Below are 12,468 nucleotides of genomic sequence, written 5' to 3' on the forward strand. Positions count from 1 at the left end.
GATAAGCCTCCAAACGGCGGTTTTCGAGCGCTTGGAAGTCGCGTTTTACTCCACGTGGATTACCCATGCACGGAGTTTACAAGGTAAATCCAGAAAAGCTAGAAAAATGTCTCTATATTATGCGGATATCAGTAGATGGCCCCATCCGCCGTCGAAGTCGTTGCATCAAATCCACCGCCGCCATGTCCCATCGCCCAAAGCGCCAGAGGGCTGGCGCACTCCAAGACGCTTCGCGAATCTCGAACCTCATCGCCAACGCGCCAGCGTCTTGGACTGCGGTGGCCCTCCACCGCTTTCGCACGCAGGAGAAGGGTTCATACTAAGGGGTAAGTAGCCGGCGTACTCCGAGACGCTCCCGCGAGGCGATCAAAGTATCGTTGATGACCCGTAAAGATCCGTTTACTTGTCAGCGACCATGGCGGATTTTGTCCAGCAGTACGGCGCTCAGAATGACGAGGCCCAGGACGACTTTCTGCGTGTAGCTTTCAACGTTGGTAAGATTCATGCCGTTCTGGATCACGGCGATGGTGAAAGCGCCCGTGAGCGTGCCAAACATTCTCCCTTCTCCTCCGCTGAGACTCGTGCCGCCGACGACGACGGCCGCGATCACGTAAAGCTCATACATCGAGCCGTAGGTCGCTGAGCCGCTCTTGAGTTGAGAGGCCATGATCACTCCGCCGAGTCCGGCCAGCAGCGCACTGGCGACATAGGCAAACATCAGCACGCGATTCACGGGGACGCCGGAGAGGCGCGCCGCTTCCGCGTTGCCCCCAACGGCATAGAGGTAGCGGCCCAGCTTCATGCGTGACATCAGCACGTGCGCCAGCGCATAGAGGAGGAGCATGAGCACGACGGCGTTGGGCAGGCTCATCAAATCTGCGCCGCGTCCGAGCCAGACGAAGGAATCGGGGAGTTGGTAGATGGACTGCCCCTTCGCCAGGATGTAGGCAAGCCCGCTCCCGACGAGCATCATGGCCAGCGTCACGATAAAGGGCGGAATCGCAAACCGCGTGATCATCGCCCCGGAAAAGGCTCCGATGAATCCGCAGAGGGTGATCGCCGCAAGGCACGCAACCAGCATCCCCCCGCTCGAGGCAGTCACGCCTCCCGCAAAATCGCGGATGAACCCCGCCGTGAGCACCGCCGAAAGGGCGAGCAAGCTGCCAACGGAAAGATCAATGCCGCCGGTGATGATGACCATGGTCATGCCGATCGCCACGATCGCGATGACCGCGATTTGGTTCGCGATGTTCAGCAAATTTTCGGACTTCAGAAAGTTTGGCCAGCGATAGCTGCGAGGCGTCATCAAGCGCGGTTCGCCGAGCGCGGGAAAGTCCGCCTTCAAGTCGGAAAAGACCCGCCACGCTCCGGCGGCTTGCGTGCAGGCGATCGCGTCGAGCTGGACACCGGATGCGCTGATTTTCACCAGCGCCTCGCGGGCGTGCTTGGGTTCGCCTTGCACCGTCGCGAGGACTTGAGCGCCCGATGCGGAAAGCTCCTTCTCCACGGCCACAGCAAACGCCGCATCGCCAGGTTGGTCGCTGGCGGCGATCAGCACGCGCGGGGTCGTCCCGAACTGCTGCCGAATGGCGCTGACGACCTGATGCGCCGCAGCCTCGCCCGTGGGCGACTGCTCGGTGTACGTCACCACACTGAAGAACGCACAGAGCAACAGGAGGACGAAGATCATTCCGTAGTCGGACAGCCATCGGGAGAGGGTGTGATTCATGGGGTCAGGCGACGGCGAGTTCCATGATCTGCTCCTGCGTGGCTCTCCGTGCCTCGGGAATTTCGCCGGTCACCCGTCCTTCATGCATCACGAGGATGCGGTCAGCCATGCCGAGCACCTCAGGAAGTTCGGAACTGATCATCACGATGGCTTTCCCCTCCGCAACGAGTTGGTTCATCAGCAGATAGATTTCGTACTTCGCGCCGACGTCGATGCCGCGTGTCGGCTCGTCGAAGAGCAGCACTTCGCAGTTGCGCGCGAGCCATTTGGCAAGAACGACTTTCTGCTGGTTGCCGCCGGAAAGATGGCCGGCACGCTGCTCCTGGCTCGGCATTTTGATCTTCAACTGCTCTACATAGCGGCCCAGTTCCTCTCGCTCGCGGCCCAACTGCACGAAGCCGCGCGCTGAAAGTCGGTCGAGATTCGGCAGTCCGAAATTCTCACGAACCGTGTGGGCCAGGACGAGCCCCTGCAACTTGCGGTCTTCGGTCAGGAGGCCGACGCCCGCCGCGATCGCTTCCCGGGGCGAGCGGATCGCCAGGAGGTTTCCATCGAGGCGGATTTCACCCGCGTCACGCGCATCGGCTCCGAAGATGAGCCGTGCGGTCTCCGTACGGCCGGCCCCCACGAGGCCGGTGAGTGCGAGAATCTCACCCCGCCGCACGGAAAAGGACACATCGCGCACCGAGCCGCCCCGCCGCAGCCCGGTCACTTCCAACCGAGGAGCTCCTATCGCGACCTGGCGCGCGGGAAACTCGTCCTTCAAGTCACGGCCAACCATCAGTTCGATCATCTCGTTGCGTGTGATCTGCGCGATGGGCCGTTCGCCCACGTTCCTGCCGTCGCGCAAGACGGTGACGCGGTCGGCGATGCTGAAGACTTCATCCAGACGATGGCTGATGTAGATGATGCCGATGCCGTGGCTCTTCAAGTCGCGGATGATCTCAAACAACCGCACCACTTCGTGCGACGTCAATGCCGCGCTCGGCTCATCCATGACGATGATGCGGGCCTCGAAGGCAAGCGCCTTTGCGATTTCGACCAACTGCTGCTGCGCCGTGCTCAGCCGACGGCAAGGGACCTCGAGATCAACCTCAACGCCGAGCCGTTTGAAGAGCGCCGCCGCACGCTCACGTTCCATTTTCTTGGCGACAAATCCTGCGCGTGTCACCTCCTGGCCGAGGAACATGTTTTCCACGGCGGTAAGGACGGGGACAAGATTGAACTCCTGATAGATCACCGCCACGCCGGCGCCGCGCGAATCTTGCGGCGATTGAAAGGAAACCTGGCGTCCGTCGATGACGATCGTGCCTGCATCCGCGCGGTGCGCCCCCCCAAGCACCTTCATCAGGGTGCTTTTGCCCGCGCCATTCTCGCCGAGCAACGCGAGCACCTCGCCCGACCTCAGGCTGAGATCCACGTGGCGCAACGCCTGCACACCCGGAAAGGACTTCGCAATGCCGCGCATCTCCAGGAGCGACGCGGGTGCGTTGCCGGTCATACGCCCATGGCGGCTTCGAGCGCCTTGCGCATCACCGTCGCATCCGGGTCCAGCCCCGTCCAATAGTGGACGCCCACGACGCCTTGGTTCACGAGCATGCCAAGTCCGTCGAGCGCGCGGCAGCCGCGGGCGGCCGCATCCTCAAGGAGGCGCGTGCGGACCGGGCTGAAGACGACGTCGGCCACCACCATCCCAGGCTTGAGCGAATTCAGATCGAGCGCAAGCTGCGCCTGCGGAGCGTACAGGCCGATCGATGTGCCGTTAATGACAATGTCCGTCCCGGCTGGAATACGGTAGTCGCCGCGCCAAACGACGAGTTCGGCCTCCAGCTTCAGCTTGTCGCGCAGGAGGGCGACGAGTTCCGCGCCACGGGCCTCGGATCGGTTCACGAGGGTGATTCGCTTGGTTCCAGCGAGGCCAAGTTCCACGGCGATGGCGCGCGCGGCGCCTCCGGCGCCGAAGAGCACGACGGATTTCCCTTTCGGATGGATCGCCGTTTCGAGCGATTTCAGGAATCCCTTTCCATCGGTGTTTTCCCCGATGAACTTCTCACCACGTCGCACAACGCAGTTGACAGCTCCCATCACGGCCGCGGATTCGCCCAGTCCGTCGAGATGCGGAATGACGGTGACCTTGTGCGGCAGGCTGCAATTGAAGCCTCGAAATCCCATCGCCTTCGCGCCGCGCACAGCCGAGCCAAGATCGGCAGGGGCGACCTCCATGTTGACGTAACGCCAATGCAGGCGGTGGTGCGCGAAAGCGGCCTCGATCATGACCACGGTGGGATTGCCCGCCGCGCCTTGCGACATCGAGCCAACGAGTTCGTGGAGAAATTTGCCTTGTTCGTTCATAGAGGGGTGTGGGGGTGCTAATGCTGTGGCAAGGAAATATCGAACCCTGCGCGGCAAGGAATCTTTCGGGCCGACGAGGCGCGAGCGACGCGCATACCCGTGAGCGGTCCGTCAGGAGTGAGCAACGAAGTCAGCGCGAAAGAGGACTGCCGCCCGGAGGGTGGCGCCGGGTTGGACCTGGGGCCGTGTTGCTCCTCAGTCACAGGGCTCTGGCGGCGCTGCTCCTTCGTCGCTCCTCGCTCCGGACCAAACGCGGGGCAACGCATGGATCGATGTCTCATGGTCACGGCCCTATTTCAGTTCAGGATCCTTTTGCGCATCGGCCTTGCGATAGAGACTTGTGGGGATGAGCATCTGCGCCGGGAGCGTTTCACCTTTCGAATGGCGCATGATCGCTTGCACGATCTGGACACCCATCTTGTCGGGGAATTGAATCGGGTCCGCGTAGATCTTTCCGTCTTTGATGGCCTGCTTGCCCTCGGGCTGGCCGTCGAATCCAACGATCAAAACGTGAGTCTTGCCGGCCTTTTCGAGTGCAGCCCGAGCCCCGAGCGCTGCAGGATCGTTGATGGCGAAGATACCGCGCAGATCCGAGTGCGCCTGCAATGCATCTTCCGCGGCCTTGTAGCCCATGTCCTTCGCTCCGCCGCTCTCCAACTCGGTGACGATGGCAATCTGGCCCTTGCCGCCCGCATTGTGAGCGTCGATGACTTCCCGGAAACCTTTCACTCGAAGCAGGCAAGACTCGGCTTGTTTGAAGTGGAGCACGGCAATCTTCCCGCCCGCTTCACCGAGCGCCTCAATCATCGCGCGACCCGCTTCCTTGCCGCCACCGTAGTTGTCGGTCGCGATTTGGGTCACAATCTTCACGCCGGGCTCGTTGCATGGAATGTCAACCGTGAAGACCGGGATACCAGCCGCGTTTGCCTCCTGAATCACGGGAACGATCGACTTGGAATCGCAGGGACTGAGAACGATGGCGCTCACCTTCTTGACGATGAAATCCTTGATCTGATTGCTCTGCTTGGCGACGTCCTTGTCGCCGCTGACCACGATCGCATCGTAGCCGTGCTTCTTGCCCTCCGCCGTGATGTGGTCGCCGATCACTTTGAAGAAGGGGTTGTCGAGGGTGAGCAAGGACACGCCGATGGTGCCTTGTGCCTTGGCAGCGGTGGACGGGGAGGTTGCTGTGTTTGCAGGCTTGTCGCCGCATCCCGTCAGTAGCAGGAGCGTGCTGACGCCAACAGCCAGGAGGGTAGGTTTGATCATAAAATCGTCGAAGCGTCGTTGGGGTTCGAGTTACAATTTCCCGGTTCTCAGAAACTCGTGGCGCACCGGAGCGACGACACGCTGTCCAGTGGTTGAGACGAATGTCACTTGGCCAGGGCCGAATTCGAGCGTCCGCACGTTCTCGAAGCCTGCCGGAATTCTTGCCACGCCCTGGATGTAGTTCACCACGGTCGGCTGACCGGCGCTCAACTCCACGGCGGTGGCGACGCCCGCCTGGGTGAACAAGTTGTCGCGTGTCGAGGCGGCAAGGCCATCAGCGAAATAGGCGGTGACATCCTCAAGGCCGAGACAATTGTTGCGGCCATTCCAAGGGTGGCCGTGACGTCCGTGATGCTCCATCCAAAACACCGTGCTATTGAGCACCGCGGGATCTTTAAGCGCAAACCAAACGTAACCGGCCTCGGCGAACGTCGCGGTCGTCCAGGCGGGACCTCCGGTCTTCCCCCACGACTCGTGGGCGAGCTGGATGAGGTCCGCGTAACCGTACGGTCCGGGCAGGCGCGTGAGGTCAGCATCCGCAGCCCCCTTCCAAGCGGCAGGAACCTTCGTCAGATCGGTCCATTTCGCGCCGGGCAGCAGCGCCTGATATTCCCGCTGCCTCGGATCGCTGAAAAGCCCCGGGTACGTCATGCCAAAGCGGAATGCGCTCGTCGCAATCCGCACCGCGCCTTCCTTCTCCGGCATCGCCAGCGTGGCATGATGCCCGAGCGGGACACGCCCGGTGAACCCCGCGATGCTGTGCCGCGAATAGACCGCGTTGTGGCCTTCCACCAGAGAAAGTTCCTTCGTGACTCGACCTTTGCGAACCTTGGTATCGATGGCCATGGTGAGCGTCGTCACGTCACCCACTTTCGTGGTCCCTTCGAGCTTCCACGCGTCGCCGACAATTTCTCCGTGGGGCGGATGTTTCTCGCCTGATACCGCCTCGGAATTCCCGCCAAACGGCAGACAGAAAAAGTCGCCCCGCAAGACGACCAGCACGGGCGCGGGCATCTTCGACGGCTTTTCGTTCTGCCACGGGCTGATGTGATACGGCTGCACGGGCTGGGCGCTGTCGCGGAAGAACGTGACCGGCGCCATGTGTCCGCCGAGTTCGGTCACTGCGAGCTCCACTTGTTTGGTGGTAACGATGAAGCTGGGCTGGGAGTTGAGGGTGCGCGGCTTCTTGCCATCCGCGCCCCAGGCCGCAGCAGTTGCAGCGAGAAGAGACATGATGATGAGGTTGGATAAGGGCGAGTTCATGGGAGCGAGTGGGATGTTGGCAGGGTCAGGCAAAGAATGCACTGTGCTTGACGTGGCACCTTGCTGGCATCTGGCCTATAACTTTAGAGACCACACTTGCCATCGGCAAACAAATAAGACCTCACCGGACATGGAAAATTAGGAAATTCCGATGAAACGGCCCCATGGACTGCGAGCAGAAAACTTCCGGGGCACCTTCAAACCCGCTCGAGATAGCGGATCAACCCAGCATCACGAGTCAGGCCCGCGGTGAGACCTTCCAGCATCAAGTGTTGCTGGGGAATGTCCGGGAGGAGTCCCTCCTGGGGTAACTTCCGAGGCCCCCCAAGGGGTGATTCCTGATTCCGCGAATCGAGGGGAATTCTTGCTCGACCAAACGCCTCTCGACAGCTATCCTTGGTCCACCTTGAGCAAGCAAGTTCCTATCAGTTGCGCACCCCTGCGTACCCATTCGACGGCAGTCGGACTTGGTGGAACGAATGGGGTTAGCAAGGTGGCCATGAGGCCGCAAGCGGAGGAAAGTGTCGTCGCCGCTGAACGGGTGGCGGTCGCCGACCAGCCGGATGTTTGCGCTTGTCCCGGACCACGGCGGGAGCAGCGTCTTGGCTTGTGAAGGCGATCGTCAGAGCGCTCCTGGCGGCGGGGCTGATCGTGACCGGGTTGGCCCGGGCGGAGATCATTGATGTCGGCACTCGCCGCGAGCTCTTCGTCGATGACCTTCTGATCAAACGACTGACCAGCTTGACGGTGAGGTTGCACGAGCCGCGTCCGGCCGGTGTCGCCATTCGCTACGATCTGCCTCATGAGGATCCGCAAACCTGCTTCTACACCACGGTCCTCAAGGACGGCGACCGGTTCCGCATGTACTACCGGGCGGCGAGACCAGCGGAACATCACGCGATGACCTGCTACGCCGAGAGCCGGGACGGCATCGTCTGGGTCAAGCCCGAGGTCGGCGTGGTGGAGATCAACGGATCGTCGCGCAACAACGCGATCCTCTTCGAGGGCGACACCTTCTGCCCGTTCATCGACGACCGGCCCGGCGTGCCGGCGGAGGAGCGGTACAAGGCGAACGTCGAAGTGAAGGAAGGACTGGTGGGGTTCGTTTCGTCCGACGGCATTCGCTGGCGCCGGTTGCCGGGAATACTCGTGCCGCGCAGCCTCCCGAACCACTTCGACTCGCAGAACGTAATGTTTTGGTCGGCCGCCGAGGGCCGCTACGTGCTGTTGGCGCGGTACATGGTGGGAGGGAAGAGCGAACGTGCCGGCGGAATCCGGTCCACCGCACGCGCGACCTCGCCGGATTTCCGGACCTGGAGTCCGCCGGTGCCGATGACCTACGGCGACACTGCTTCGAGCCGCCCGTCGCAGCACCTCTACGTCAACCAAACGACGCCTTATTTCCGTGCCCCCCACCTCTACCTCTCGTTGGCGGCGCGCTTCCAGCGTGGGCGTCGTGCCCTGAGCGAGGAGCAGGCGGCCCAGCTCGGTCTAACCGCCGACACCGGTGGGGCGGAGGACATCTCGGACACGGTCCTGATGACGAGCCGGGCGGGCTCGGCGACTTACGATTTCATCCGGAGGGAAAGCTTCATCCGGCCGGGCCTGGGAGCCAGCCACTGGGTCTCGCGTTCCAATTATGCGGCGCTGGGAGTGTTGCCGACGGGGCCGGCCGAGATTTCCGTCTACGTGCAACGGAACTACGGGCAGAGGTCCGCTTTCCTTGAGCGCCTTACCCTCCGGACCGACGGCTTTGCTTCGATCCATGCCGGCTATGAGGGCGGCGAACTGTTGACGAAACCGCTGCGCTTCGACGGCCGCGCCCTTGAAGTGAACCTCTCGACCAGCGCAGCCGGTGGCCTCAGGGTGGAAATCCAGGACGCCGACGGGCGGCCGATCCCGGGATTCGCCCTGGCTGACAGCGAGGAACTGATCGGGGACGACATCGAGCGGATCGTCTCGTGGCGGGGAAGCCCGGACCTCGGATCCCTGCGGGGCAAGACCATTGGCCTGCGGCTCGTGCTCAGGGATGGTGACCTGTATTCGCTGCGTTTCCGGTAGCGCGGCCTAGGACTTTCTGGTTGCGGCGACCGAGGGGCATCGATCTTCCACGAGGACCGGGACCGGGAGTTGTTCATCACCACGCTGGCCGAGGCGTGCGCCGAACCTGATTGGCTGGTCCACGCCTATGGTCTCATGGGAAATCATTTTCAACTGGTGGTCGAGATGCCCCAGGGGAATCTGGTCGCCGAGATGAAACGGTCTCTCGACGCCGACACGAGCCGACTCAACCGCTTGGCTGTGCGTGCCGCACGCAGACAGGGCGGCACAAGCTGTTCGGTCACCAGTTCAGCGGCCGTGACAAGGCGTTGGTGATGGACGCCAGCAGTCCGACTCTTGAACGGCCCATTACCATCGGGCTGCGCAGGGATGCGAGGATCGACTCCGTGGAAATCGTCTGGCGGGGAGGACGGAATCAGGCGGTCCTTGATCCTCAGTCCAACACGCTTCTCCGCGTTCGGGAGTCCCGGTCCGGTCGTTGCGTGTTGTCGCGGAGCGTGTGAGGGTGCTCCCGCCTGCGTCGCGCGGCCTTTCGCCCCGTCTTTCTGCGACCCGTTTCAGCGACTGTCGGTGGCGAGGTGAGACTTGAGGTGGATCCAGAGGTTGGCGGTGACCGGGTTGTCGTGGTCACGCAGACAGCCCTGTCTGCTGTGGTGCAGGCTGCCCAGCCTGCGGGGCGACGAAGGGAACCAGGCCGCCTATTTCATGCACGGGACGCCCGGTGAGGACACCTGGCACAAACACAGAGGCAGGCGCGATGGTAGGCCGCGTGCCCTCACGCGGCAAACTGTCGCGGATTCAAGCTCAGTATGAATGATCCGGGCTGGGCGCGTGGAGAGCATGGATGGGCCTCGTTCTTCACCCGCCGGGCCGTCGGCGATACGGCAGGCTGGGCAGCCTGCGCCACACGACAGACCACTTCGGGATGCACGGTGAGAACTGGCACCTGCCCGGTTTCCGTTGACTTCAGCCGTGTGGCGCAACTAACGTTCAAAGGCCGTGGCCTTGTTCTCGTCGGGCTGAAAGGACGCAGTGCCGCGATCGAGTTATGATTCGTGTTCTAGGATCCACGAACAGGGTATGCGGTGGTCTGACCCGCAGGGAAATGTTACGCGTCGGCGGCCTATCCCTGTTTGGCATGTCATTGCCGCAACTGCTTCGAGCCGAAGCGAGCCTTTCCACTGATCCGGGTCGTGGCAAAGCCAAGAGCGTCATCCTTCTTTTTCTCTTCGGTGGGCCGCCCGTTCAGGAGACGTTCGATCCCAAACCGGATGCACCGAGGGAATATCGTGGTGAATTCGGAAGCATTCGCACGAATGTCCCCGGCATCCATTTCTGCGAGTATCTGCCACGAATGGCCAAGTGGATGGACCGATCGACGTTGATCCGCTCGTTCACCCACGATTCCAACGACCACAGCGCCGGGCTGCTCCATACCATGACCGGTGTCGCACCCGAGCGGATCGAGTCCTTGGTTCCGATTCTTCCTACACAGGCCCCGGGCATGGGTGCCGTCCTTGAATACCTTGCGCGGGATGAGCGCCGGACAGCTCCAGCGTCGGTGTGGATGCCGTGTTATCCGGGATGGGGGCAGGACATCTTTCGACCTGGCCCTTACGGTGGATACCTGGGTCGGAAGTATGATCCTCTGTTCACGCAATGCGTGATCACGGAGAAGTACGAAGCGAAGGATTTTTACGACACTCGCATGGAGCCCGCGGGCCACGTGCAGGTGCCTTCGACCCTGCTGAACACGGAGATCACCTTGGATCGCTTTCATCAGCGAAGGTCACTGGTCGAGCAATTGCAGGCGGGTGCGGACCGCTTCCGCGGGGCGGATTACCAATCGTTCGACGATTTCCAGCGCAAAGCGTTCGAAATTCTATCCGATCGGCGCACTGGCGAGAGTCCGTGGCGTGCGTTCGATCTCAGCGGGGAGTCCGCGGCATTGCGTGACCGTTATGGGCGGCACCTCTACGGCGAGTCGGCGCTGACCGCCCGGCGCTTGATCGAACGCGGCGTCCGCTTTGTGACCGTGTCGTGGGAGAGTTTCGAGAAACAAGGCAGTGATCCCACGGCATGGGACACGCATGAGCGGCATTTCCCCGTCCTGCGGGATTTTCATTTGCCCGCACTGGATCAAGTTTACTCCGCGCTGTGCGAAGACCTGGAGTCGCGAGGTCTGCTCGATGAAACGTTGGTGGTCGTGATGGGCGAAATGGGGCGTTCGCCCAAGGTAAACGCCAAAGGGGGACGAGACCACTGGTCCTATTTGCAGAATGTCCTCCTGACCGGGGCGGGCGTGAAGCACGGGTTTACTTATGGCTCTTCGGATTACCGGGCGTTTCATGTCGAGTCGCACCCCGTTTCACCGGCGAATCTCATCGCCACCCTTTTCGCCGCGATGGGGATCGACCCTGGCACCATGCTCCACGGGGTGGATGGGCGCCCCCACCCCTTGGTTCCGGGGGGCGCTCCCGTCACGGAGGTCCTGGCATGAATTTTGACCCGAGCCGGATACCTTTATGAGTAGTGCTCTCTGCAAGCCTCGGTCAGCGCACGCCTTCACGCTGATTGAACTTCTCGTCGTCATCGCGATCATCGCCATTCTGGCGGGGTTGCTCATGCCGTCGCTCGCCAGAGCGAAACGATCGTCCTACAACACGGCGTGCACCTCCAATCTGCGGCAAATGGGCATCGCCCTGGCCATCTATGCCACCGATCACAACGACGCGTCGGCTTTGATCTGGGAACGGCACTTCAGTGACCCACCCATTCCGGGTGCCGTGGGCAACGGACGCGGCCATACCGTCTTCGGCATGCTCATGACGCGGAGCGGTGTGCCGGTGAACGTGTTTCGGTGCCCAGCCGATCGCCGGAAATACACACTGACGGAAACAAATTTCTGGCAGCCGCTGAGCAGTGATTTACCCCGAGAACTGGAGCTTTTCCCGTTCGATTATTCCGCCATTGCGATCGGTTGGGGCATGCCCAATCGACGCATCCCTTGGAGTTTTCCAAAGCAGAGTCCGTTCAGAACGACACGCATCGAGAATCCCTCCAGCATGTTCATGGTTTGGGACGGCCACGAGCCCACATGGACTATGGGCACTGGTTTCGCCGGTGTTCGAGAGTTGCTGGACCCTGTCCAAAAGCTCCCGCCGTCTCACTTCCTCTTTCAAACGACTTTCCGCCACTCGGATCCTCGCCCGGACCGTCGGAAGGACATTCGGCGCGGACCCAACGCCATTCTGGCGGACGGTCACGTCGAGGGGCGAATCAACGTTCTCAAATACAAAGACGAAAACTTCAACGTGCCCGGCACGTAACATTCCCCTTCCCTCAACACGAAATCGAGCGGGCACGCGCCCACCGATGGCGGATGTCGGCCCAGGCTGCAAAGTGGTGGTTCATCGGGTGGCAGCATCTCAAACCCAACTGAATCGAGAGAGTCATCCTGATCTTGGTTCGTGGCCGGGATTCCCCCCCTCCGTGTCTTGGTGCCTCCGTGAGAACAAGGGCAACCGGCGCGCGGACTTCAGCCCGTTTCGACGTGGAAGAACACCAAGCACGGGATATGACCCACGTTCTCGATCTTCGACGCTGAAGCGGCGTGAACGCCGCGGTCCGAGCCGTGATGGAGCAGTGACGAGCGGACTAGGAAAGCGAGGGATCTCACGGAGACACGAAGGCACGGAGAGGGGATGACATCGAGGGCGGTGCATTCAGAGGTTGTCGGTGACCGGGTTGTCCTGGTAACGCAGACAGCCCTGTCTGCTGTGTCGCAGGCTGCC

General features: G+C 61.8%; 10 protein-coding genes. 5 read left to right on the forward strand and 5 right to left on the reverse strand.

Annotation, left to right across the window (positions count from 1 at the left end):
* Positions 1–406 precede the first annotated feature (406 nt).
* The 5 genes from FJ404_01650 to FJ404_01670 all read right to left on the reverse strand — a co-directional run bounded on the left by FJ404_01650 (position 407) and on the right by FJ404_01670 (position 6,613).
* Positions 407–1,729 (reverse strand): ABC transporter permease, encoded by a 1,323-nt coding sequence (locus tag FJ404_01650; GenBank protein ID MBM3821586.1) that lies wholly within the window; start codon positions 1,727–1,729, stop codon positions 407–409.
* Between the two features lie 4 nt (positions 1,730–1,733).
* A complete protein-coding gene (locus tag FJ404_01655) occupies positions 1,734–3,197 on the reverse strand; it encodes a sugar ABC transporter ATP-binding protein (protein MBM3821587.1) in 1,464 nt (487 codons plus the stop codon).
* A gap of 29 nt (positions 3,198–3,226) precedes the next feature.
* The gene (gene aroE, locus FJ404_01660) at positions 3,227–4,081 is read right to left on the reverse strand and encodes a shikimate dehydrogenase (protein ID MBM3821588.1); all 855 of its coding nucleotides are present in this window, start codon (positions 4,079–4,081) and stop codon (positions 3,227–3,229) included.
* A gap of 291 nt (positions 4,082–4,372) precedes the next feature.
* Complete coding sequence (locus FJ404_01665) at positions 4,373–5,350, reverse strand: sugar ABC transporter substrate-binding protein (protein ID MBM3821589.1); 978 nt, start codon at positions 5,348–5,350, stop codon at positions 4,373–4,375.
* Positions 5,351–5,380: 30 nt separating this feature from the next.
* Complete coding sequence (locus FJ404_01670; GenBank protein MBM3821590.1) at positions 5,381–6,613, reverse strand: hypothetical protein; 1,233 nt, start codon at positions 6,611–6,613, stop codon at positions 5,381–5,383.
* 609 nt (positions 6,614–7,222) lie between these two features.
* Between FJ404_01670 and FJ404_01675 the strand changes: the two genes are divergently transcribed.
* The 5 genes from FJ404_01675 to FJ404_01695 all read left to right on the forward strand — a co-directional run bounded on the left by FJ404_01675 (position 7,223) and on the right by FJ404_01695 (position 12,003).
* Positions 7,223–8,674 carry a hypothetical protein gene (locus FJ404_01675; GenBank protein ID MBM3821591.1) on the forward strand — a complete coding sequence of 484 codons (1,452 nt, stop codon included), beginning with the start codon at positions 7,223–7,225 and terminating at the stop codon, positions 8,672–8,674.
* A gap of 42 nt (positions 8,675–8,716) precedes the next feature.
* Positions 8,717–8,989 carry a hypothetical protein gene (locus tag FJ404_01680; protein MBM3821592.1) on the forward strand — a complete coding sequence of 91 codons (273 nt, stop codon included), beginning with the start codon at positions 8,717–8,719 and terminating at the stop codon, positions 8,987–8,989.
* Positions 8,989–9,177 carry a hypothetical protein gene (locus FJ404_01685; protein ID MBM3821593.1) on the forward strand — a complete coding sequence of 63 codons (189 nt, stop codon included), beginning with the start codon at positions 8,989–8,991 and terminating at the stop codon, positions 9,175–9,177. The genes FJ404_01680 and FJ404_01685 overlap by 1 nt, the downstream gene beginning before the upstream one ends.
* A gap of 545 nt (positions 9,178–9,722) precedes the next feature.
* Positions 9,723–11,174 (forward strand): DUF1501 domain-containing protein, encoded by a 1,452-nt coding sequence (locus FJ404_01690; protein ID MBM3821594.1) that lies wholly within the window; start codon positions 9,723–9,725, stop codon positions 11,172–11,174.
* Positions 11,175–11,199: 25 nt separating this feature from the next.
* Positions 11,200–12,003, forward strand: coding sequence for a type II secretion system protein (locus FJ404_01695; GenBank protein MBM3821595.1), 804 nt, complete (start codon positions 11,200–11,202; stop codon positions 12,001–12,003).
* The last annotated feature ends 465 nt before the right edge of the window (positions 12,004–12,468 follow it).

Source organism: Verrucomicrobiota bacterium (assembly GCA_016871495.1).
Taxonomy (GTDB): Bacteria; Verrucomicrobiota; Verrucomicrobiia; order Limisphaerales; family VHDF01; genus VHDF01.